General features: G+C 34.9%; 14 protein-coding genes. 5 read left to right on the plus strand and 9 right to left on the minus strand.

Annotated features, from left to right (window positions below; translation table 11 throughout):
- Window positions 1–23 precede the first annotated feature (23 nt).
- From AC3E9W_RS18050 to AC3E9W_RS18060, 3 genes are all read left to right on the plus strand, one after another.
- On the plus strand, window positions 24–1,094 hold the full coding sequence (locus AC3E9W_RS18050; protein WP_488769448.1) for a response regulator transcription factor: 1,071 nt from the start codon (window positions 24–26) through the stop codon (window positions 1,092–1,094).
- An 82-nt stretch (window positions 1,095–1,176) separates the two neighbouring features.
- The gene (locus AC3E9W_RS18055) at window positions 1,177–2,535 is read left to right on the plus strand and encodes a hypothetical protein (protein ID WP_488769449.1); all 1,359 of its coding nucleotides are present in this window, start codon (window positions 1,177–1,179) and stop codon (window positions 2,533–2,535) included.
- Between the two features lie 122 nt (window positions 2,536–2,657).
- On the plus strand, window positions 2,658–5,270 hold the full coding sequence (locus tag AC3E9W_RS18060; RefSeq protein WP_488769450.1) for a beta-glucosidase: 2,613 nt from the start codon (window positions 2,658–2,660) through the stop codon (window positions 5,268–5,270).
- Between the two features lie 59 nt (window positions 5,271–5,329).
- Here AC3E9W_RS18060 and AC3E9W_RS18065 read toward each other — a convergent pair whose 3' ends face one another.
- From AC3E9W_RS18065 to AC3E9W_RS18080, 4 genes are all read right to left on the minus strand, one after another.
- Window positions 5,330–7,114 (minus strand): mechanosensitive ion channel family protein, encoded by a 1,785-nt coding sequence (locus AC3E9W_RS18065; RefSeq protein ID WP_488769451.1) that lies wholly within the window; start codon window positions 7,112–7,114, stop codon window positions 5,330–5,332.
- 77 nt (window positions 7,115–7,191) lie between these two features.
- Window positions 7,192–7,698 carry an acetolactate synthase small subunit gene (locus AC3E9W_RS18070; RefSeq protein WP_488769452.1) on the minus strand — a complete coding sequence of 169 codons (507 nt, stop codon included), beginning with the start codon at window positions 7,696–7,698 and terminating at the stop codon, window positions 7,192–7,194.
- A 411-nt stretch (window positions 7,699–8,109) separates the two neighbouring features.
- Complete coding sequence (locus AC3E9W_RS18075; protein WP_488769453.1) at window positions 8,110–9,135, minus strand: NAD(P)-dependent alcohol dehydrogenase; 1,026 nt, start codon at window positions 9,133–9,135, stop codon at window positions 8,110–8,112.
- 260 nt (window positions 9,136–9,395) lie between these two features.
- Window positions 9,396–9,998 (minus strand): murein L,D-transpeptidase catalytic domain-containing protein, encoded by a 603-nt coding sequence (locus AC3E9W_RS18080; RefSeq protein ID WP_456896728.1) that lies wholly within the window; start codon window positions 9,996–9,998, stop codon window positions 9,396–9,398.
- Window positions 9,999–10,403: 405 nt separating this feature from the next.
- Between AC3E9W_RS18080 and bioB the strand changes: the two genes are divergently transcribed.
- Entirely contained in the window at window positions 10,404–11,393 is a 990-nt protein-coding gene (gene bioB, locus AC3E9W_RS18085; protein ID WP_488769454.1) for a biotin synthase BioB, read from the plus strand.
- A 181-nt stretch (window positions 11,394–11,574) separates the two neighbouring features.
- Here bioB and AC3E9W_RS18090 read toward each other — a convergent pair whose 3' ends face one another.
- From AC3E9W_RS18090 to AC3E9W_RS18110, 5 genes are all read right to left on the minus strand, one after another.
- Window positions 11,575–12,174, minus strand: a complete 600-nt coding sequence (locus tag AC3E9W_RS18090; protein WP_488769455.1) for an REP-associated tyrosine transposase — start codon at window positions 12,172–12,174, stop codon at window positions 11,575–11,577.
- A 367-nt stretch (window positions 12,175–12,541) separates the two neighbouring features.
- The gene (locus AC3E9W_RS18095) at window positions 12,542–12,997 is read right to left on the minus strand and encodes a hypothetical protein (protein ID WP_488769456.1); all 456 of its coding nucleotides are present in this window, start codon (window positions 12,995–12,997) and stop codon (window positions 12,542–12,544) included.
- Between the two features lie 3 nt (window positions 12,998–13,000).
- Window positions 13,001–18,865, minus strand: coding sequence for a DUF6443 domain-containing protein (locus AC3E9W_RS18100; RefSeq protein ID WP_488769457.1), 5,865 nt, complete (start codon window positions 18,863–18,865; stop codon window positions 13,001–13,003).
- 14 nt (window positions 18,866–18,879) lie between these two features.
- Complete coding sequence (locus AC3E9W_RS18105) at window positions 18,880–22,197, minus strand: hypothetical protein (RefSeq protein ID WP_488769458.1); 3,318 nt, start codon at window positions 22,195–22,197, stop codon at window positions 18,880–18,882.
- 61 nt (window positions 22,198–22,258) lie between these two features.
- Window positions 22,259–23,920, minus strand: a complete 1,662-nt coding sequence (locus AC3E9W_RS18110) for a T9SS type A sorting domain-containing protein (protein ID WP_488769459.1) — start codon at window positions 23,918–23,920, stop codon at window positions 22,259–22,261.
- A gap of 353 nt (window positions 23,921–24,273) precedes the next feature.
- Between AC3E9W_RS18110 and AC3E9W_RS18115 the strand changes: the two genes are divergently transcribed.
- Window positions 24,274–24,786 carry a DNA-deoxyinosine glycosylase gene (locus tag AC3E9W_RS18115; RefSeq protein ID WP_488769460.1) on the plus strand — a complete coding sequence of 171 codons (513 nt, stop codon included), beginning with the start codon at window positions 24,274–24,276 and terminating at the stop codon, window positions 24,784–24,786.

The raw sequence follows: 24,786 nt of genomic DNA on the forward strand, positions 1-24,786 counted from the left end.
TTCTATAATTATATAAAAATAAAATGCATCAAATAAAAACGACTCTTTTTTTGTGTGTAATCCTTATCGGTTTTTCAATTCCGTTTTGTTACGGGCAGTATAAAATTTCGGGATATATTGACGCAGAGCAGCAAAACAAAACGGTTTATTTGAGTCTATTGAAATATGACGAAGAAACAATGATTACTGAAAATCAGATTCTTTTTTCGACCCAAACGGACAGTTCGGGTTATTTTGAGTTTAAAGGGCAATTGTTATCAGAAAAAGACAAACTCTATCGCATTCATTCCAACATAAATACCAATAAAGGACTTCAATTGGTTCAGGATAATGAGAAAAGCAATTATCATAATTTTATTTTCTCTAACCGAGATACTATTTACTTTTCAAAATCGGGAAATAATTGGTTTAGTCTGTCAAAAAACAGCAATTTGATTGATAATGAATGGAAAAAGCTAAAATCTTTTGAAGAACAATTGGAGAAAAACAATTCTCAAATCAAAAATAAAGAAGCTCAGCAGCAGGCTGTAAATGATTTTGCCGAAAAAGTGAAATCGTATAGCGAAAAGAATATAAAGCATCCGCTTCTGAAACTTTTGGCATTTTCGGATATTAAAAAAAGTGATTTTGATGTTAAAACTGATTTTGAAAAAAATCTGGAGTTTTACGAAACGATATCAAATTCGCTAAAAGACTATTACGGCGAAACTTCTTATTATCTTCAATATCAAGATGAAATCTCAAAAATATCGAATGTTATTTTACAGCAACAATATGCTTTTCATAAAAAACTAAATTATTTCTTAGGCTTTTTAGTCTTCGTTTTGATTATTGTTGCTGTTTTTCAATTCAGAAAATTGAAACTGCTGAAACCAAAAGAAAACCAGCTCCAATTTTCAAACTTAAGCTTGACGAGTCAAGAAGAGAAAATCACCAGATTGATCTTGGCAGATAAGACCAATAAAGAAATTGCTAACGCACTTTTTATTTCTTTGAGCACGGTAAAAACGCATATCCGAAATCTTTACGCCAAATTGGATGTGGCAAATCGGCATGAATTGGCAGAGAAATTAAAAAATCATCCTAGGGATTAGTCCTAATTTCAGCCCTTTAGTAACTCATTTTCATTACTGGCAATTCTAATTTTGTTTTCGAAATCTTAAACATCAATCGAAAATGAAAAAGAATCTTTTATTGCTAATCTTCACGATGCTTTTACAACTTGCCACAGCACAAGAAACAGATAAAGCCTTAGCAAACAGGCAAAACATTCAAACAAAACTTCTGGAAGCCAAAGTTCTCTTAGAAAAAGATAATGGAAAACTTTGGGGAAAACCAATCTGGAATGACAGCATTATTTCGATTGATTTTGATACTTCTATTTACAGTTTGGCAAACTTATCAAACAGCAAAACCGATAATGATACTTTACATTATAAAACAATGGAACGCAATTCGCTGGTTTTTGTCAATACTACTCAGAAATATGAAGGAAAAGAATATGCTACAGTTTTGAATAACTATCTGGATGATAAAAGTGCAACTGTTATTCATGAATTGTTTCATTTGCTGCAGATGAAATCTCGAAAGTTTAAAGGAAATCCGATTGAATATTTGGACGAAACTAATGCCCGTATTTTATTGCGATTAGAATATCAGGCATTAAAAAATGCTTTGAAGGCTATTATCGAAAAAAGAAAAACCGTTGAAGTCAAAAACTATCTGAAAGATGCCGTTATTTTTAGAAAAGAAAGACAAAAGCAATATGCAAAATACCTCAACGACGAATTGGAAATAGAAACCTTAGAAGGCTTAGCCAATTACACCGGTTTTGCTCTATCTTCTTATGAGAATAAATATGAAAAAGCGATTGAAGAAATTAATCAGAGAGAAGAAGCCAAAACGTATACACGACCTTTCCCCTACGCCACTGGTCCAGCCTACGGATTAATTTTTGATTATCTGGAAATTCATTGGAGAAATGGTCTGAACAAGATTTATAATTTTGTCGACATTTACGAAAAGATGATTCTTAAATCGGCATTAAACGTCAATAAAAAGACATTAGAATCTGCTAAATCTAGAAACAATTTTGAGGAAATAAACAGACAGGAAGTTGCGCGAGAAGAAGAACAAAAGAAGCTAATTGACTATTACAGTAATTTATTGCTCAATAAACCAACCTTGAAAGTCGCTATTGTCGATATTGAACATTACGGACGTACTTTTAATATGAATGGCACTTTGACCTTAAACGAGAAAGGAATTGTGTATTCTAGCATAAAAGGACGAGATAAATCGGGAAAAAACTTTGGAAATTTTGGCACAATTGAAGGAAAAAACCAATTGGGCAAAGCTGGAATTCTAAGTTATGAAAAAGAGGGAAAAACATATTTTGTGTTTCCGCTTCCTTCTAAAATTGAGGGCAGAAAAATTATAAGCGAATTTTACGAAATAGAATTGAATCCCGATTGGAAAGCGGTAAAGCAAAATGATGGGAATATGGAAATTGTGAGAGAACCCGAAGAACATTAAAGAGGTTTTGGGGTTCTAAAACTCTTCGATAAAATTATTTATATTTTTATAAGTTGGCTATAAATAGATTTTAAGTATATTTATTTAATACTTACTAAATCAAATCCAACCAGCCAAAACCAATGAAAAAAAGAACCATAGTTGTTGCGTTACATTTTTTTGCTTTAACCACCTTTGCGCAGGAAAATTTTCCGTACCAAAATCCCAATCTACCTACAGAACAGCGTGTTAATGACTTAGTATCGAGAATGTCATTAGACGAAAAAATAAATCAATTAATGGATTCTGCTCCAGCAATTGACCGCTTGGGAGTTCCTGAGTACAATTGGTGGAACGAATCGCTGCATGGCGTTGCCCGTGCGGGATTTGCCACTGTTTTTCCGCAATCTATTTCTATTGCTTCTTCTTGGGATCGTCAATTGATTTTGGACGTAGCTACTGCCATTTCTGATGAAGCTCGTGCGAAACACCATGAATATTTAAGAAGAGATCAGCACGGTATTTATCAAGGCTTGACATTTTGGTCGCCAAACGTCAATATATTTCGCGATCCTCGTTGGGGACGCGGGCATGAAACCTATGGCGAAGATCCGTTTTTAACGGGCCAGTTGGGACTCAATTATGTAAACGGACTTCAAGGCAATAATGAGAAATATTTAAAAGTAGTCGCTACTGCCAAACATTATGCCGTACATTCTGGCCCAGAACCATCACGCCATTATTTTGACGCCAATACAAGCGATATTGATCTTTACGAAACCTATCTTCCTGCTTTTAGAACTTTGGTCAAAGAAGGACATGTTTACTCCATAATGGGCGCTTACAACCGTTTTCGTGGAGAATCTGCCAGTGCGAGTCCGTTTTTGTTTAATATCCTTAGAAAGGACTGGGGTTTTAAAGGTTATATAGTATCCGATTGTGGCGCTGTAACGGATATTTGGAAATACCATAAAATAACAACTGATGCTGCAAGTGCTTCGGCTCTAGCGGTAAAAAACGGGTTAGATTTAGAATGCGGAAGCAGTTTTAAATCTTTAAAAGAGGCTGTAGATTCCAAATTAATTGCTGAAGCTGACATTGATATTGCTGTTAAACGTTTATATACCGCTCGTTTCAAATTAGGAATGTTTGATCCAGACGATATTGTTCCTTATGCTCAAATTCCGTATTCTGATAATAACAATGCGGCGCACGATTATCTTGCCAGAATAGCTTCTCAAAAAAGTATTGTGCTTTTGAAGAACCAAGATAAAACGCTGCCACTTTCTAAAAACATTAAAACAGTTGCCGTAATTGGTCCAAATGCAAATGATATTCAGTCTTTATGGGGGAATTACAGCGGGGTTCCGAGCAATCCGGTTACAGTTTTAAAAGGAATTCAAAATAAATTGGAGCCAAATGCTAAAATTTTATATGCCAAAGGAACAGATTTAGCTAAAGGAGTTGAGGCAATGAAAATTATTCCTTCAATATATTTCCAAAACGAAAACGCAACTCAAGGTTTAATTGGAGAATATTTTAATAATTTGGAATGGAAAGGAAAACCGTTATTTACGCAAATAGATGATAATATCGATTTTGAATGGGATATCAATACGCCAGATCCTCGATTGAAAATGGGTAATTACAGCGTAAAATGGACAGGTTATCTTACGGTTCCTAAAACGGGAATTTATAACATTTCAGAATGGTCAAAACCTTTTATGACTGTTCAAATTGAAGACGGAAAAGCTGAAGGCGGAAAAAACGAGCATCACCCACGTTTTCGTCCGCAAAAAATTAATTTAGAAGCAGGAAAGAAATATAAAATAGAAATCAAGTATCAGAATTACTACGGAGACGCCATTGCAAAACTGTTTTGGGCAGAACCTGAAGAAAATGTAGTGCAAGAAGCGGTACAGACTGCCAATCAAGCCGACGCTGTAATTTTAGTTTTAGGATTGAATGAGCGTTTAGAAGGCGAAGAAATGAAAGTTGAAGCAGATGGTTTTAATGGCGGTGACCGAACAAGTTTGGATCTGCCAGCAAATCAGGAAGAATTGATGAAAGCCGTTAAAGCTACTGGAAAACCAGTTATATTAGTTTTAATAAACGGAAGCGCGCTTTCTGTCAATTGGGCAAATGACAATATTCCCGCAATTTTAACGGCTGGATATCCTGGACAGCAAGGTGGTAACGCTATCGCGGATGTCCTTTTTGGAGATTATAATCCAGCTGGAAGGCTTCCTGTTACGTATTATAAATCGGTTGACCAATTGCCTAAATTTGAAAATTATGATATGGAAGGCAGAACGTATCGTTACTTTCATAAAACGCCTTTGTATCCTTTCGGATTTGGTTTGAGCTATACGAATTTCAAATATTCTAATTTACAGCTTCCAAAAGAGTTAAATTCCGAAAATGATTTTAAAGTATCTGTAGATGTAACCAATACAGGAGAACGTGACGGAGATGAAGTGGCTGAATTATATCTGAAAGATGAAAAAGCTTCTACTCCACGTCCAATTGTGCAATTGGAAGGTTTTGAGCGCATTCATCTTAAAAAAGGAGAAACCAAAACGGTCACTTTTACCGTTACGCCAAGACAGCTTTCTATGATCAATAAGAAAAAACAACGTGTTGTAGAACCGGGATGGTTTACGATTTTTGTTGGCGGAAAACAGCCTGATGGTTCTAAAGATGTTCAAAGCGGCAGAATAAACTTTACAGGTAAAACTATAACTCTGGAGAAATAGTTCTGAAATTATAAATTGCAATAAAAAAATAGGCTGTCTTTTGAACAGCCTATTTTTTATTAAATTATAGTCATATCCGTATCTGGATTAAAACTTCCATCGTCTGGATATTTAATGCTTCCCTTTAAGTCTTCTACCCTTTTTGGATCAAATTTAGGAAGTTGCAGTTCATTATTTTCCTTCCACTTTTTAACTGTTTCTGCAACTTCCTCTGCTTTTTCAGTTGAAAAAGGAGTGTCTCTCGCCATGTATAAAGTCTGTGACGGATAAGCTAAAGAAGTACCGCTTTTTTCGATAATATCCATCATACGCAATAAAAGATCTTCCTGAACTTCTTGTGAGGTTTCAAAATTAACCGCTTCGATGTATGATGTAATTTCAACTTTTAAAGCATCGGCTGTAATGCCCGTAAAACGGACTATTGGAGGCGTATTGATTACTCCGGGATGTGCGTAGAGCAAAGATCTTAATTCTACAAGCAGATAACGCATTTGGTCTGGAGTGGTTTCCATTCTAAAACCAAAAATCGGATTGAATATAAATCGGTCGCGATGGGCATAATTTTCTATTTTACTAGCCGAAAGCTGGCCATTCGGAATCGTTACAATACTTCGAGCTGCCGTACGAAGTGTTGTAGAACGCATTCCGATAGATTCTACTGTTCCCTTTATATCATCAACACGGCAATAATCGCCTACGCGTAAGGGCTGGTCGGCAATAAGGCTGACACTTCCCACAAAATTTTCTATTGTTTTTTGTGCTCCAAGAGCCAATGCAATCCCCCCAATTCCCAGTGCGGCAAGTCCGGCTGTTACATCTACTCCAATTATTCCCAATATGGCAATAATTCCGATAACAACAATGGCGGCTTTCATGGTGCGGCTTAAAAACAATACCGCAGATACCGCAGAAGCGCGTCCTCGCCTATTCATTCTGCTTCGGGTAAACATGCTCACAAAATCGGTCATTCTCCAAAGCAGGATCAGAAAAGCCAAAATTCCGATTGTAATTATTATGATGCTAAATCGCTGGCGCACAATTATCGAAATTCCCATACGCTGCGTCGTTGCTACAAATAAAATTACCGTGAGATACATTTGTACCGGTAACGTAAAAGCCTCGATTATAGCGTTCCCTTTATCGGTATCTGCTTTCTTCCATATTTTTTGAAGCAGAAATATAAAGACGAATATAAGCAGTCGCGAAAGCAGGTAGGAAACAATTGTCATTATCACCACTACTCCCCAATGTCCAATAGGAACATTTCCAAATTTCTTTTCTTTTAAGACTTTTGGCAATACTCTATCCAAAAATGTTTTTTCTCCGCTAACATCTGCTGAAAGAATGGCTTCAATGGTTTCTGCCGAAAAAAGCCATAGCGCCGGTTCACTATCATCTGACTGATTTTCTAAATAAAGATCTATGTTTATCTTATCTGTCGATATATTTCCGACTAAATCGATTCCCGTTGCCAGATTATCGTCTATGCGTCCTAATTCTTTATTGCTAAGAATAGATGAGGGTGAAAAATTTCCTCCTTGATCCAAAAGCTGCTGAAAAGTTTTTGCAATTCGCACTCTTTCAGTTGTTTTGCGATACGAACGTTTACTAAGCATAAAATACTGGCTGGCGCGCAGATAATTCTGATCGCCAATCGCTTTGATAAATCCGTTTACGGTTCCTTGAGGCGTTCTTCTGCCTAATGAATCATCTGGAATTTTTGCTGGTTCTTCGGCCGTAGTTTTGGCTGCACCCAAAAGCTGTGCTTCCATTCTTAATGGCGTTATCAGTACTGCCGACAACAGCAATAAAAAAGACAATAAACGTTTAGTACCTAAAATCATATTTTTAGCTTTAGTAACTTAGACTATTAAAAATAAGAAATCTAGCAGAAAACAACTGATTTAAACTCGGTTTTTTTCTAAAATTCTACACAAAAGCCTTCTTCAGACTTTGTAAGTGCAATTCTGGAACTTTTTATAAATTCTATAAGCTTCAATTGTTTTAATTTTTCAGTCAAGCTGATGATCTCTTCATCTGTTCCTGTGGCTTGCAATACGGTGTATTCTTTCTGAATTTCTGAAACCGTGAGATCTTTTTCACGAAGTACACTTTCAATTCGTGGATCTGACATAAATACCGCAGTCGAGATCTTAAATAATGCGGTCTGCCTGTAAACGATTTCATCTTTCGAAGAATAACTGCATTTAAAAACTTCTATAATTTTCTCAATCTGTGCAGCTAAGTTTATTACGGTATCTACTGTTTCATTTACTACTATAGTGTGCCTGTACATTTGATCAATTTCGCAAATAGACATATTAAGACTCAAAATAGCTACTTGTTTTCGTATAAACATCGAGCTGAGTTTATTGATTAATCTTATTTGATCTTCAGAATAAATGGTGAGGGTAAATTCGTTTTTCATTGTGTGATTTTTATTTATGCTTTTTGTTGCTGGAGGGAAATAAAAAAAGCCTTTCGCAGGACTGAGAAAGGCTTTTTTGAATAGACAATATAATCCTGACTCGTCACGTAATGCGAATAATGATAATTGAAATAATAATGCTATTCTGAATTGATTTTTTCATAATTGCTGTAAACAAAAAAGCCTCCCGATTATGGGAGGCTTTCTAAATTTTATCTTTTACTTATTTATATAACACCTCTCCATCATTATTGAATGATAATCATGATAATAGAAGCGATGTTAATTGTGTTTTTCATTTGTTTAATCTGATACGCAAATATATTGATATTTTTTAATCTGCAAATAATATTTATTTCTTAGAAGTAAAAAATCCGTCTCAATTGAAACGGATTCCTTTTCTTCTGAGTTTTATGGTACTAGAACGGCTCTGCCTTTTATTTTTCCCTGTCTCATTCGATCATACACTTCGTTAGCATCGTCAAGTTTATGTTTTTCTATTTCGATATGAATTTTCTTTTGTCTAGCCAAGCCTACAACTTCCATCAATTCTGTTCTTGATCCCCAATACGGATTCGTCATACTCACTCCGAAAGGCAAAACATTCATACTGTACTGATAATGTCCGCCGCCAAGACCAACAATCGTAAGATCTCCATCCAGACTCACCACTTTCGTTCCTAAATCTATGGTAGAAGTTGCTCCAACAAAATCTAGAACAACTTTAGCTTTTTTGATTCCGGTAATTTTCTGAATTTGTTCTGCTGCATCGGCATCTTTAGAATTAATGGTAAATTCAGCTCCTAATTCTTTTGCAAATGCTAATTTATCTTCGGTAACGTCGCAGGCAATAATAGCTGCTCCGCTAATTTCTCTTAATATCTGAAGTGCTACGTGACCTAAACCGCCAACACCAATCACTACAACAAACTCGTCTGCCATCAATTTAGGAAGAGAACGTTTTATGGCAGAATATGGTGTAAGTGCCGCATCTGTTAATGGAGCTGCAATTATAGGATCTAAATCGAAAATAGGCACTAAAAGTCTCGAAGACGGAACCAGCATATACTCTGCCATACCGCCATCTAGTCCTAAACCACCCCCATAAGCTTGCTCCGACTGATGATCGCAATAATTTTCTTTTGACTGCTGACAGGGCTTACAATGTCCGCATCCCCACGGACCGTATACCAAAACGGCATCTCCTTTTTTATATCCTTTCACATTTTCGCCAATTTCTTCAACCCATCCCGCATTTTCGTGTCCTAGAGTAAAAACGGTTCCTACAACTGTTCCCTCGTCTATAATGTGCAGGTCTGAGTGGCAAACACCAGCTCCGCCAATTTTTAACAAAACTTCATCACCTTTTGGAACAGGTCTTTCAAGATCATTAACAACGCGGACATCTTTGTGCCCAAAAAAACGTACTGCTTTCATAAAATAAACTTTTGATTACTATTCTACTAATTTACAACTTGTATTTTCTATCTAGTTTATCAGACAAGTTAAGTTTATCCTAATTTATTGCTTTTAATGAGCATTTATAGGAACTTAGAGATAAAGGGCAAAAATTTAAACGGCATAAAATTTAATTTATCGGCATAAAAAAAGAGAACCTAAGTTCTCTTTTAAATTTATTTTTACTGTTCAAAATTCTAATGGAATTTTAGTTTACTCCAAACTTATTACTCCATCTTTTAATAATAAACAGACAATAAGATTTTAGAATTTGAACTTTCTATATATTTTTCAAGTCTTTTGAAGAATGCTTCGTTAACCATCGGACAACCGTGGCTGTTGATGATATAATAACCTTGCTCTTCTGATGGAACTTCTTTGTAATGGTGTAATACAATGGCACGTTTCATAGCATTGTTATTACTCTCATCTAATCCTGCCAATCTGAAAGCTTTTCCGAAAACACCTTTATACGGCTTTTCTACTGAATATCTTCCTAGCGAAGTGCAATTTGAATTTGGAGTATTGCTAAATTGCAGGATATCTCCTTTTATTCCTGTTTCAGAACCAGAGCCGTGCGCTACCAATCCTTGATCTAGAATCTGATTGTTTTCGAGATCGTAAACAAAAAAGCGATTTTTTCCTGATTTAATTTTCATATCAACAAGAAAAGCAATTTTATTACTGTACTTGTGATTAGTTGATGTGTAAGCCTTAATTTCACTTACATGCTCGGTAAGTCTTGCGAATTCAACTTCGCTTAAAATTTCATTCTCTTCCCATACATTTACAGCAGTAAAGGAACTTAAAGAAAAAAGCAGTGCCATTAAAAATATTCTCATATCAGGCAAAAAGTTAGGTTAAACGTAGTTTGGGGTTCGATAATCTAATGCTGCAAAATTATGTAGAAAGATTATACAATTCCCATCTCATAAGTTAAAGATATTATAAATATCTGAAAATAACAACATTAAACGTTAAGATTTAATTAAAATACGTTAATGTGCAGAAATATCCGTTAAAGCAGAAGTTAATTTTTGTTCGGCCTATAGCTACCTAAAAATCATCTACTTATAATCTTATTTTATATTTCAGAAACTGTTTAATCTAAAAAGACAGTTCTTCTTGAAATAATTCCTACTGAATCTTCAATTTCAACCGGACCACTCATAATCTAAAAACTGGTGCATTTTAGTGATACGGCAAAACAATACATTTGGCTAAAAATAAAAGTATATCATATAAAAATGAATGGACAAATAAGACACGACTGGAGCAAAGAAGAAATTCAGGCTATATATGATAAGCCTCTTTTAGAATTGGTTTATCAGGCTGCGACTGTACACAGAAACTGGCACAAACCTTCAGAAATACAAGTATGCACCTTACTTTCTGTAAAAACTGGAGGTTGTCCAGAAGACTGTTCTTACTGCGGACAGGCAGCGCGTTATCACACCGATATTAAAGTACAGGCTCTTTTACCAACTGAAACAGTTCTCGAACACGCCCAAAAAGCCAAAGATGGAGGTTCTTCCCGTTTTTGTATGGCTGCCGCTTGGCGCGAAGTCCGAAATAATAAAGATTTCGATCGCGTTATAGAAATGGTGAAAGGCGTAAACGATCTCGGACTAGAAGTCTGCTGCACTTTAGGAATGCTAACCGAAGAACAAGCTATACGTTTACAAGAAGCTGGTCTGTATGCTTATAATCACAATTTGGACACTTCAGAAAGTTATTACGATGAAATCATCAGTACACGCAAGTTTGATCAGCGTCTAGATACGATAAATAATGTGAGAAAAGCGGGAATAACTGTCTGTTCTGGTGGAATCATTGGTTTGGGAGAAACTCCTGCTGATCGTGTTTCTATGCTCTTAACCTTAGCTACAATGCCCGTTCATCCAGAATCTGTTCCTGTAAATGCGTTGGCGAGAGTTAAAGGAACTCCATTAGAAAATAATCCGAAAGTGCCGCTTTGGGATATGGTTCGAATGATTGCCACAGCTCGTATTATTATGCCTGCAGCTGTTGTCCGCTTAAGTGCAGGACGTATCGAAATGACGGAAGAAGAACAAGCTTGGTGTTTTATGGCTGGTGCAAATTCTATTTTTACGGGAGAACGCGAAACTTTACTCGTTACACCAAATCCAGGATTATCTGAAGATATGCAGATGTTTCAAAATCTTGGATTGAAACCTTTGAGTAAAGAGAGTAAAAATGTTTGTTCGGTGGGTTAAAGATTGAAAACAATAAGAACAGTACAAATTCTAAGACTAGCACTGTTCTTATTGTTAGAAGCTGCGCAATCTCCGAATTGTTCAACTGAAAAGCTGCGCAAATGTCTCCGACTTTGCGCTTTTTATTTTTTTTACATCTTTAGTGACGTTTGCTACAAAAAGTCTCCGACTTTAAACGATATCAATATTTATCAAATCTAAAAATTGATTTAAAATATAAAACATCAACTAAAGGATTTTCTGCTTTTTCAATTTCAAGCAAACCAAAATCATTCACATAATTGGATGCGCTTGAATAAATATAGTCTGATGCTTTATTTACTAAGCCGGCTTTTACAGGATTTAAATGTATGTAATCTAATTTTGACCACATAAATTTGTTAGTATAAATTTCTTCCGCATGATTTCCGTATTGCCAAAATTGAAAAACTTTATTTCTAGTATGCTGTTTTGCGGCTAGTTTAAAACGTTCCAACATCCATTCTCTTCTACTTTCTGGACTGTTCTGGATCTTTTCTAAAATAGATTTTGCAGTAAATTTTTTAAAATCTCGAATCAAATCTGAAAGCTTACCATTTTCAGACTGCACGATCATGTGGATGTGATTACTCATAATTACATAACCATACAATATCATGCCTTTGTTTTTAATGCAGTAATCTAAACATTCGATAATAATATCTCTGTAACTTTGTCTTGTAAAAACATCAATCCAGTCTACAACTGTTGGAGTTATAAAATGTGGTAGTGTTTGATCTCTTATAACATATCCTTCTTTCATCTTTATTTTTTTTGTAAAAATAGATGATTTATCTTACTTTTTTATATACTGAATAAAAGAAGTAAAAGTCAGAGACTTTTTAGAAGTTCGGTATTTAAAACAAACTAAAAAAAATACGCAAAGTCAGAGACATTTGCGTAGCTTTTCAGTTGAACTCTTCGGAGAGCGGGAAGTCTCTGACTTTAAATTAAATCTCATTAATAATTTATTATAAAGACTTTATCTCATATTAATTCATCAAGATATTTCTAAAAAAGTCAGAGACTTTTAAGAAGTTCTATATTTAAAACAAACTAAAAAAAAATGCGCAAAGTCAGAGACATTTGCACAGCTTTTCAGTTGAAGACTTTGCGGAGCGGGGGCATAATTATTTTTTCCAATTGTCACTTATTGTATCAATTTTTATTAACACTATTTTTTTGTTTTTAATCTGATATCTATATAGTGGAGGATAATCTTCTCTAAAAAAATCATTGCTTATAAAATTGCCTATATTTTTCTTCTTAATTTGATAGTAACTTATTCCTAATTTATTTTTATCTATAATAGCTAAAGGTCTAAGAATTTCATCTTGATATATTCCTGAAATACTATCGTTTTTAGAGATACTAGGACATCTAATAAGATTAAACAATGTATCATTTCCTTTTTTTTGAAAATTAATTACATATAGATATTTCTCAATATCAGCATTTATTACTCTTGGTAAAGGAACCTTACTTTGATAATCTAAAATAACTTTTCTAAAATCTACTGATAATTCTTCTTTCTTACATGATATAAAAACTAGTAGTAAAAATAAACATAGAGCTTTTCTTTTCATCTTTTAATTTTTTAAATCTTTATAACTATCTTTCTTTTTTTTATTTATTGTTTTAATATAATTAATTGATGTTGGAGTAACATTATATAATCTAGATGATTTCGGAAAATATATGTAATTTGGATAGTTTCGATTTTGGTCATAGGAATGACCGTAATCACTATCTCCAGTATTTCCTTGTATACTGAATACTTCAACAGAAGGATTAGTTCTTATACCTGGATGACTGTGCCATCTATTAATTACATCTGAATTTTTTATCCCAAATGCTATAGGGGCACTTACGGCCCCTTCATCTGCATTCGTGGATAACTGTATCATTTTTTTACCATTACTCATATAAGTATGCATACCGAATTCGGAGGTTGAATTGTCAGATGCATACTTAAAAACATTTAAGTAATCGTTTTCATTTTCTTCACTATACTCACTTTTTGAAGAATAATAATCGTTGCCATGCATTTTTCCAGAACTATTTACCATCTGTCCTATTATTCCTGATTTTACCGTCACTCCATCTTCTTTAGTAAATTGTCCATCCTCATTAGTATCTTTCATATCAAATACCGAAGTAGTGTCTTTGGTACCATTTGAAGAAGTTATATCAGTTACACTTGAACTATTAACAGCATACATTGTATCTGTTTTTTTATCTTTTTCTTTTAAAGCTAATATTGTTCTTCCTGATTCTGTAAGCAAATAGACATCCATCCCATCTGGGTCAAATGCATTTACAGGATTATCTAATACATAATTGTATGGAGTCGCTCCAAAATATTTCTCTGCTAACGGGTCAATGTTCATCCAACGTCCAAGTGCAGAGTCATAATTTCGTGCTCCATAGTCGTACATGTTAAGCCCAAGCTCGTCTTGAAGCTCTTTTCCATTGTACTTATACTTATTCGCCGTCGCTAGATAATCATTATATCCTTTATGCTTTAATCCAAAAGGATAATAATTATTCTCTTCAATAATTTCAAGAACCTGCGTTGTCGGATTTTTAGCATAGCTTACACGAACGTTGCCTAAATGGTCTTTGTACTGGAATACATACGAAAGCGCTCCTGCCGTGTTTTTTACATACCCTTCTGCTGTCGGGAAAAACTCTAAAACATTGTCCTTGTACTGGTAACCGCCTAAATAATCCGTAACAGTCGTAACCGTATCTTCGGTAACAGCTTTCTGTACTTTTTGCCCAGACGCATCGTAAAAGTATTCAATAGTTCCTGTTGTTCCAAATGTTATTTTCTTTGGCAGGTTTAAATGATTATAGGTAATCTCGGTGATGTTTTTATTTTTATCGCTAATCAGATTTCCATTATTATCATAACTGTATTCATCATCCTTTTTATTGGCATCATTAAATCCGCTACTGTTGTTGGAATTATCTACAACTTTAGACAATTGGTTTGAATTTGTCGGATAAGTATAAACCAAATCATCTATATCAAGATTACCTAGCTGAGGGTCGTAATCTCCTTTACGGCTAAGGGTTTTAATATTTCCGTTTTTATCGTAAGACAGATACTCGTCATAAGCGCTTGTAGTTAATCCGTTCTTTTCGTAAATCGCATTGGTTAGGCGGTTTAGATTATCGTATTTATAACCGTAAGCTCTTTCGTTTAGATCTGAAGCTGTTTTCCAGAACGTTTCTGAAATATTACCGTTGTAAAGCTTTTTTACATCTCCTATTTCTGTTTCTGTATTATCATAATTGATCTTGAAAGCAAATAAGTCTACAGGATCGGTATCCTGCTGCAGATTGGCTGTTTTATTAATTTCTTTCAGCCAGCCTCTAATATTATACTGAAAATCTACTTTCTGAAGCGGGTTTCCTGTATTGTTTCCAACTTTTTTGCTTGTAAGCTGTCCTAAAGCATCATAAGTGTTTTCTGCCAGCAGTTCGACTGTTCCGCCGTTGATCTGGTGCGTGTGTGTAAGCAGTCGATCCTGAGGCGAATAGGCAAATTCTTCCCGCACTGTAATTTCAGCATTTCCAGATGTTCTTTTATGTTTGGTAACAGTATAAAGCGTTTTTCCTGAAAAATCAATTTTACTCTCGCTAGAAGTATAACCTCCTAAATAATTCTGAAGGTGATTTTTTATTGGTCTGGCTCTATCATCATAAATTATTGTACTGGTTTCACCTGCTGTAGAAGAGGCGGTAGTTACTGCTCTTGTCCAGCTTCCTGTTGCCATTCCTTTTGCATTTGCCAAAACATCCTGCTCCTCAATGGTAGACGGAACTGCCTGTGCATTCGGAAAATCATAATTATCATAATAATTAACCGTTAATAATTTAAAACTTATTGGTGCAATTACATTGCTGTAATAAGCTTCTATTCCGTCAATATTTCCAGAAGTCTGTTTGTTTTCAAACAAAACTGGAGCGCTATTCTGCGCGTCCTGCAATGATTTTCGAGTTGCAGTATTTGACGTTTGGTTGCTCCATCCAGTATAAACTGGCCTGCTGAAAGCATCATATTTTGTAATGATCCATCCTTGAGTATTCTCGCCTTTAAATGGTGACAAGGCTGGACCTGTAGCTACAGGTCTGTCCAGTTTATCGTATACAATAAATTCCCAATCTTTTCCAGGAAGTTTTTTCTCTACCAGACGGTTTTTATCATCGTATTTGTACTGGTAGCACAAACCGTTTAAAACATTATAGTCTATTGTTCCTTCTGCTTTTGGAGGAATTACATAGGTCAGATTTCCATAAATATCATAGACATAATAGGTATCATACTTCTCTCCTCCATTGTACGTTCTTTTTAAGACAACCTGTCCTTCTTTGTTTTTAAATTCTACTGTAGAACCTGAACCTTCTGCGGGACTTGCTGTTGTATTTTCGTCATAAGTAACGTTTTTGTACAATTCATTATCTGCATAAGTTCCTGCATCAGAAAACGAGATATCGTACAAACCAGAGCCTGCAGCCCAACTTGCTGTTGCTTTATACAATTTGACCGCATCAGCTGAACTATTGGACTGGTATTCTAATTTTATTTCATGGCCATTATCCATAGCCCAAGAATTTCCTGGAGCCGCTTGTTTTAACACTCTGTTTAATGGCGAAGATTCTAATTTCTTCTGTGAATATGGGTTAGCTGTATTCTCGTATTTTTCTGTATTGTAAAAAGCTTTCGTATTATCTTTTGCATTTGTTTCGAATGCCATATTTGCAGCTGATGATACATAAGGAAGATATTCAATATCTTGTCTCCCAAAATTATCATAACCGATATGAGTAATAATATCTTTGCCTGTTGCCGATTGTCTGTTGGCAATTTGCTGAATAGGTCTCCCTAATCCGTCAAAATAGGTTATGCTGGTTTGTGCCTGTTCTAACGACGGAGAAGTTATAACTGCCTCTGTTGGCTGTTTATACTTTTTAGTAATAATATAATTATAATCTGAAGGAGATACAACATCATTACAATCTGCGCTGCTTCCTACAACTTGAGGGCAATTATCAGAATTGTTGCGTACATAATTGCTATTTGGTGCTGAACATTGCTGCACATAATCTGAAGGATCTCCTAATCCATCTGAATCATTGTCTGCGTACCATTTTGTGTTTGGATTCAAGTTCACATCTGTATCATTACAATCTAAATTATTTGTAACATATCCGTTAGGCATGGCACTGTAATAAACACTTACCGAAGGATTTCCGAAAGCATCTCCGTCAGCATCTTGATAGAATGTCTGTGGAGCTATATTCGTAATGTTTGCTGTAGAATCGTTATAATCGGCATTATTATTCACATATCCAGATGGCATAGCGCTGTAATAAACACTGATATTTGGATTACCAAAGCCATCAGCATCAGCATCTCGATAGAATGTCTGCGGAGCAATATTGGTTATGTTTACTGTTGAATCGTTGTAATCAGCATTATTATTTACATAACCAGACGGTTTTGCACTATAATACACACTAACATTTGGGTTACCAAAGCCATCACCATCTATATCTTGATAAAAGTATTGTGGCGCAATATTGGTTATGTTACCTGTCGTATCATTGTAATCTGCAGCATTACGGACATATCCTGCCGGTTGTATACATGAAGAAGTAGATACTCCAGCATTTCCGTAACCATCTGCATCTGCATCTCTATACCAAACCGTATTGGGATTTAAAGAGTTATCGGCATCATTACAATCAGAACTATTTGCAACAAAACCTCCAGGCATATAGCTGTAATAAACGTAAACTGATGGATTTCCGTAACCGTCGCCGTCGCTATCCTGATAAAAATATTGTGGTGCAATATTGGTTATGTTACCAGTCGTATCACTGTAATCTGCAGCATTACGTACATATCCTGCCGGTTGAGTACATGAAGCAGTAGTTACTCCGCCATTTCCAAAACCATCGCCGTCGGCATCCTGATACCAAACGGTGTTTGGATGTAAAGAACTGTCTGCATCATTACAATCGTAGTTATTTGCAACAAAGCCTGCAGGCATATTACTATAATACACATAAACAGATGGATTTCCATAACCATCGGCATCGGCATCTTGATAAAAATATTGCGGTGCTACATTGGTAATATTTGCTGTAGAATCATCATAATCTAATGCCCATCTAATGTATCCGCTTGGCTGTGTACATGAATTTATTACTATTCCGCTATTTCCATAACCATCTCCATCGGCATCTCGATACCAGCTAGTATTTGGGGTAAGCGTAGCATCCATATCCCTACAGTCTAAATTGTTGCTTACATAGCCTGAAGGCATAAAACTATAATATACATAAGCGGATGGATCTCCATATCCGTCACCATCTTGGTCTCGATAAAAATACTGCGGTGCAATATTGGTAATATTTGCTGTAGAGTCGTCATAATCTGCTGCATTACGTACATAACCAGCAGGCATATTACAACTTACAGCCGTTAAAGCAGCGGTTCCGTATCCATCCCCATCAACATCACGGTACCAAACTGTATTAGGATTAATTGCAGCATTGTAATCATTGCAATCCAGATTATTAGTAATATAGCCCGCTGGCCTATTGCTATAATATACTGTAGTAGCCGGATTGCCAAAGCCATCGCCGTCCAGATCACGAGAGTAATATTGTGGCGGAATATTAGTAATATTGGGAGTGCCATCATCATAATCTTCAAAATTAAGAACATAACCATGAAACCCTCCACAACTTTTTGCACTAATTAGATCATTACCATAACCATCGCCATCACTATCCTTATACCAATTAGTATTTGGATTAATCCATTTATCAGAATCGTTACAATCAGAACTGTTAGTTACATAACCAGCAGGCATGTAACTATAATAGACAGCTGCAGCTCCATTTCCATAACCATCTCCATCCGCATCTTGATAAAAATACTGAGGCGCAATATTGGTAATATTCCCATTAGAATCGTCATAATCCAATGCATTTGAGATATATCCCGCAGGCTGTACACATTGGCTTACATAGTTTGACGCTGATCCGTAACCGTCTCCATCAGCATCGCGGTACCATTTTGTATTGGGATTTATCGATGCATCATTATCATTGCAATCTGTATTGTTACGAACTTGATATGACCGTTTTACACTTATATACAATCCTGTAGCTGGATCCCCAAATGTATCATTATCAAGATCACTATAGAACCAATTGGGAGTAATATTTGTTATATGATAGTTAGTATCATCCAAATCGGAGTTATTACCAACATAGCCTGCTGGCTGGTTTTTGCTCTTTATTGGGGGCCATTCAAGCCCTCTTTCTCCGTATCCATCTCCGTCTTCATCTCTATACCAATACGTTGCAACTTGAGCATGACAAATATTTACAATTATAAATAAAAAAGCTGATAGTAATTTTGTTTTCATAAATAATTCTAATCTTAGTTTTTATAATGATAAATATTCTCTGTAAGCAGCTTTCCTTGGTTGTCTTTCACCCATTTTAACCTCAATTCTTCATCATATTCATAATAGGTAGAAAATCCTTTTGGATCGGTAATGCTTGTCACGCCAACAAGAGGATTATAGGTGTAAGTAGAAACAAATGCATTTGGAAGTGAATCTCTAAATAAATTCAAAGCTTTTCGAAGTTTCTGTTCTGTACATCCTTCCGACATGCAGTTGTCTTTATCACTATTTGAAAGTGTTTGCAAATTGTTTATTGTTTCTGCTGGAATAGATGCATAAACCATATTTTCAATCTTGGCAATAGGTTGTGTTTTATTATACCCCCAGATAATAGAAACTGGTATTCCGTTTTCGGGTGTATATTGCAAAATATTGCCTTTATCATCATAAAGATCATAGGTTAGTTTTCTGTCTGAGCTTAAATCTATTGCTGCTGATCCTTTATTAATATTAACTGATTTTGGTAACAATAAATTGCTTGTAGTGGCACTCTTATCATAAACTCTCAACTGTTCTGATATCTTAGATCCCGAAGAAAAACTTTTGGTATTTAATGGAGGCAAAATAATATTAGCCGTTCTCAAATCATTTACAAATGGCTGACCTGACATCTCTGAATCCTGGGCGTAATAGTATTTGGTTTCTAATGTTTCTTCTTTAGAGTTAACTGTAGTCTGAGAAGTAATTTGTAAGTGATCCTGATTATTATAATTATAATTAATTTTCGTCTTAATTGGATTTAATCCATTTAAATCAAATGTTTCTTCAGTCATTGACTTTAAATAATGCCATTGAGACCTCAATATATATTTTGTAATATCATAAGCTTTTATTTTATCCGTAACTGTCCAAGTACTTCCTGAGTAAAAGTCACGTTGGCTTATACTGTAACCATAGTATTCTTTATTTAATACAGGGTTTAAATAGTAATCATTTATAACTTTTTTCACTGTCACGTATTTATCCGCATTTTTATAAAAATATTGCGTTTCAATTTCGTTACCGGTTCCAAAAGTTGTGTTTAAAGGAGTTCCAGGCACATATCTTCCCCTTAATGGATTTGCAATTTCAATAGGTGCAATCATAAATTTATGCAATATTCCACCTCCATCAAAATTATTACCGATACTTTCAACAACAGAGCTATATCCAATATGACTATTTTGCTTGGTATATAATGGAAGTATTGAACTAGAGTTCAAAGAGATAACATCTGTACTCGAAAGCGTGTATGATGAATCCCCAGACCAAGTAGTACCTGTCCAATCATGATAAGTTTTTAACGTTATAGAAGGTGTTGGTAATTCTAGAACTCCACTTGAACAATCCAAACATGAAAGATTTCCATAGTAGTATTTCTTCACTTCTTGTTTATCATTACCATAATTGGAAATAATCTTAGATATTCTTTGTCCTCCTACTTCAATATTTGCATCAATAGATGTAGGATTTTGATCGTAAAAAGATGTACTAAAATCACCTCTAACACACTCAAATGGCACTGAAACCTTAAATTTATATTTTCTGCCTGGCTGCAAATCAATGTAATGCTGTGTTATTGTTGGTGCAGCTATCACAGAGCTATTACTATTATATATCTTCATACCATGCACATCAACACTATAAATTCCTTCTCCATTTAGAGGTGTTTCAAATATTTCGGATCCGTTTTCAGCAACTTCTACCACTAAACTTGCTCTTATATGATGATCAGGCCAACCATTTTCCCAACATCTAGTTGATCCAGAAGAAAAATATAATGGTACTTTTTCCTGATAATATGGAATTGTTTCTGTAACTACTGTTTCACTTCTAGCCATTTGATCTGCAGTGTTAGAAAGACTAATGCTTAATTGCTTCTTAGAAGGAAAAATCTGTTTAGTTCCATAATATGAATGAGGCTCATATATCAATTCATTTGATCCACCTGTTGGATATGTAATAGATTTTAATAATCCATTTTTACTGTAAAGTCCATTTGCCTTTTTATTTCCTCCTACATTACCAAAAATATTTTTTAACATAGATAATGAGAAATTACTATCCGAAAGATAATAGTCATCATTGCTTACGAGATAATTGTTATTACTATCACCGTTGAAATATCCCCAATAATCTTGTGCATATGAAAATCTTGGAGGGATTTTATCGTAATCATAATATGTAAATATATACGGTGGTATATTACTGCCGTCTTTAATTTCAGCAATACTGGTTAAGAACAATCTTTTTCCATATTGAGGCTCATAAAATATATGAGGATTATCATATTGAGTTGCTAAAGTCGTTGCAACAATATTATAGCCCAATTTAATTTTTTTAATACTATTTTGATTATTATCTTCAATTTCAATCCTTTCGATTTTTCTTGTATTAGAGCTAACATCCCTCTCTTCATAAATAAATTTAACTTTACCCAAACTTGATGAAATAGAACTTAGTATAACTCCTAGAACTCTCGATTCAGTAATCACTAAATTTTGACCCGGTGCAGAACCTGTCGAGGTAACACTTCTAGAAACAGATTGTGACAAACCTGCATCATACGTATAGTTCGAAACTATATAATCAAATGTTATAATATCGCCTGAAGAAGGATCTTCAATCTTATTTAAATACCAGCTCGTAGGTTCCTCCCCTGTCCATGTATTATGTGTTGTCAATTTACTTCTGTACATAATTTTTTCAGTTGAAGATGAGTCTCCAAACCAATAAATTATACCTGTGGGATCTGTAATTTTAAATGCATAAGATTCTGCACTTTCAATTTTTAATGCTGAAGGATTTATTAAAACTGGATTTTTATTATTGTCTAAATAAAACTTACCGGAAAAGCCATTAAAATTAAAGGAAAAGATATCTGCTGACGCATCATATCCATCACCTTGAGTAGTAGCATTTTGCAAATACGCGAGTGTTGATGCTGTAAAATCAGAAAAATTTGGTGTTGCTACAGTCTGATTTTCATCTGCATCATCCATAATTGTTCTTGTAATTAAACCTCCCGCATTTAAAACCCATCCCAATCCAACATCAGATGCCATTTCATCAACTCGTATTCCGTTAGAACTGTAACTTAAAGAAATTGGTACTGTCAATTTTCTTCCTTTTAATTCAAAAATTGGAATATTAATTTGTGGGGTTCCAGAAAACAATCCTAAAGGTATCTGTCCATAATTTCCCAAAGACGCGGAAGTAGGAGAAGCTGGCATTATATTAGGTATATCTTGTGCGTTAGTACGCATTATACTAAAGCTAATAATTAGAACCCATAATATTTTATTTTTCATAAAATCTTTTTTTTTAAACAATATCATAACTTAGATATTTCTTATTAAGATTATTCCAATTCTATTTACCTGTTATTCTTTTAATTACTTTAACCGATTCGGTTTTAATATCTGTTTTGATAATAATAATGTAGACTCCTTCAGCGTATCTGCTTAAATCTACTGGAACAGTTCTATTTGAAATAGAAAAACTCTGTAGTGTACGACCAAGCATATCCACTACACTTGCCGTCCCCATATTAAAATCGTATCCGATTATTACATTTGTATAAGTAGAAACAGGATTAGGAATAGCTTCGATACTTGCTTTAACCTTTTCAACTTTGGCCTTATCTTTAAGTTTAACTACCCAGAAATCGTTTCCTCCAATATTAGAATTCTTATCTTTGGAAGAGCCATTAGAAGTACCTGCCATCAGATAACCACCATCTCTGGTTTCGATAAGTTTGCGAAGTATATCTTCGCCCCCGCTTCCTACGCTTTTGTTCCAGATTTCCTCACCTTGGCCATTAATCTTTAAGGCGATATAATCGTTTATGCCATCTTTCTCTTTTGCTACCAGTCCGACAGCTTTTGATGCAAGACTGTTTCCGCCAGACTTTGGCCCAGAATTGCGCGCATGACCTCCAATCAAATAAGTTTCATCCTCATTTTCAACTAGTGAAGTCAGAATATCAACTTTTCCAAAATCAAAAGTTTTACTCCAAAGCACTCCTCCTTCTTTATCAAGCTTAAGAAGCCAATAATCTGTTCCATTTGCAACAATACCTCCTTCTGTAGTCAATGCGTTTTTACTATTTGAGTTTCCTCCTAAGATATAGCCTTCATCTTTTGTTTGATGAATGACATAAGGCTGGTCGTCACCATCTCCTCCATAAGTTTTTTGCCACTCGATTACTCCTGTATCGTTTATTTTTAAAATCCAGTAATCTCCAACGCCTTTATGCTGCTCTGTTTTATCACCAGAAATAGGAGAATTAGAGTAGCCCGCAAGAATATATCCATTATCAGAGGTTTGTTCCATGCTTCTTAGAACATCAGAGTATTGACCTCCATAGGTTTTCTGCCACTGAATAACACCTTCTTTATCTAACTTAACAATCCAGTAGTCCAAGCTACCTCTAGATTTCTCTGATTTCGAATAAATATCAGTTGCAAAAGAATTTTCGTCCAGTTTAGAGCCTGAAACCGAATTTGGGCTAGAGCTTGAAGAACCTCCTAAAATATAGCCTCCATCTTTCGTCTGAAAAGCGCATAAGAGTTCTTCCTGTCCATTTCCGCCTATAGTTCTTTGCCATTGTTCGTCGCCAGCGGCATTTAATTTTATGACCCAGAAATCTGAAAGCCCTTTGCAATTATCTTTCTTTTGAAAACTTTTTGAAGAATTTGAAGTTCCTGCAAGAATAAATCCGCCATCTCTCGTGTTTTTAATACTTTGAAGAAAATCAAAACCAGCACCGCCAAAACTTTTCTGCCAGTCAAGCTCTCCACTTTCTTTCATCTTCCAGACCCAGAAGTCTAAATCACCATGATTATCTTCTTCTTTGTTCCCAGTTTTATTGGATAGCGAACTTCCAGCTAAAATAAATCCGTAATCTGCAGTAGGCTGCGCATCAAAAAGGTAGTCAGCATGCGTGCCACCGTATGACTTTTCCCAAAGAATATCTTGAGAATAGCTACTAATAGACACAAAAAAAAGAAGCAGTAGGTAAATTTTCCGCATAAGTATTTTTTTATAAATTTGAGGTTAGTTATTATAATTTGTGAGCGAAAATAATGGAATGACATCACACTTCTTTACGGTTTCCCGTAAAGCTTTAACTTTTGTTTAATTATTTAACAGAACTGTCAGGAGACTATAAATTGTTTGTTTTATAATTCAGCAATAAAAACAACCACAAGTAATTAAAAACCAACACACTACATAAAAACAAATGTACTTTTGCCTTAAATTTTAGAAAGCAAATAGTTTGTAATTTCTTCAACATTCTTTTCTTCTAAAACTTGTAGACCTAATTATAACTCTATTTTAAATTCATATTTGTAATTTTACAAAACCAGAATTTTAAACAAAACATGCTCAAAAAAGCCCTACCCCCATTAATCGACAATTCCACAATTATTCTAATTATGGGCACTATGGCGGGCGAGCAATCTATTGCTAAGCAGGAATATTACGCCAATAGAGGAAACCATTTTTGGAAAATTCTGTTTGCTATTTTTGAAGAAGAATTCAGCGCCTCTTATGAAGATCGAAAAGCACTCGTAAGAAAGTATAACATTGGTCTTTGGAATGTTTTAGAAAGCTGCAAAAGAGAAGGAAGCAGTGATGCTAAAATAACAGAAGAAACGATAAACGATTTTGAAAGTCTGCATAAACAATATCCGAATATAAAATATATCTTTTTTGAAAGTAAAGCTGCTGCAAAATACTTCCAAAAACTTACTGTTCCACAAGAAGGCATCATTTATACAACATTACCTTCAACTAGCGGACTAAATGCGGGTTTAACTAGAGCAGAAAAAATGGAACAATGGAAAGTTGTATCGCAAATAGCTCTTTGCAAATCTATTGAAGATCAGCAATAA

The sequence above is a fragment of the Flavobacterium sp. 38 genome, from assembly GCF_057799715.1.

Coding starts and splice junctions, on each gene's coding strand:
- AC3E9W_RS18050 (WP_488769448.1), top strand. CDS start 24: ATGCATCAAATAAAAACGACTCTTTTTTTGTGTGTAATCCTTATCGGT.
- AC3E9W_RS18055 (WP_488769449.1), top strand. CDS start 1,177: ATGAAAAAGAATCTTTTATTGCTAATCTTCACGATGCTTTTACAACTT.
- AC3E9W_RS18060 (WP_488769450.1), top strand. CDS start 2,658: ATGAAAAAAAGAACCATAGTTGTTGCGTTACATTTTTTTGCTTTAACC.
- AC3E9W_RS18065 (WP_488769451.1), bottom strand. CDS start 7,114: ATGATTTTAGGTACTAAACGTTTATTGTCTTTTTTATTGCTGTTGTCG.
- AC3E9W_RS18070 (WP_488769452.1), bottom strand. CDS start 7,698: ATGAAAAACGAATTTACCCTCACCATTTATTCTGAAGATCAAATAAGA.
- AC3E9W_RS18075 (WP_488769453.1), bottom strand. CDS start 9,135: ATGAAAGCAGTACGTTTTTTTGGGCACAAAGATGTCCGCGTTGTTAAT.
- AC3E9W_RS18080 (WP_456896728.1), bottom strand. CDS start 9,998: ATGAGAATATTTTTAATGGCACTGCTTTTTTCTTTAAGTTCCTTTACT.
- bioB (WP_488769454.1), top strand. CDS start 10,404: ATGAATGGACAAATAAGACACGACTGGAGCAAAGAAGAAATTCAGGCT.
- AC3E9W_RS18090 (WP_488769455.1), bottom strand. CDS start 12,174: ATGAAAGAAGGATATGTTATAAGAGATCAAACACTACCACATTTTATA.
- AC3E9W_RS18095 (WP_488769456.1), bottom strand. CDS start 12,997: ATGAAAAGAAAAGCTCTATGTTTATTTTTACTACTAGTTTTTATATCA.
- AC3E9W_RS18100 (WP_488769457.1), bottom strand. CDS start 18,865: ATGAAAACAAAATTACTATCAGCTTTTTTATTTATAATTGTAAATATT.
- AC3E9W_RS18105 (WP_488769458.1), bottom strand. CDS start 22,197: ATGAAAAATAAAATATTATGGGTTCTAATTATTAGCTTTAGTATAATG.
- AC3E9W_RS18110 (WP_488769459.1), bottom strand. CDS start 23,920: ATGCGGAAAATTTACCTACTGCTTCTTTTTTTTGTGTCTATTAGTAGC.
- AC3E9W_RS18115 (WP_488769460.1), top strand. CDS start 24,274: ATGCTCAAAAAAGCCCTACCCCCATTAATCGACAATTCCACAATTATT.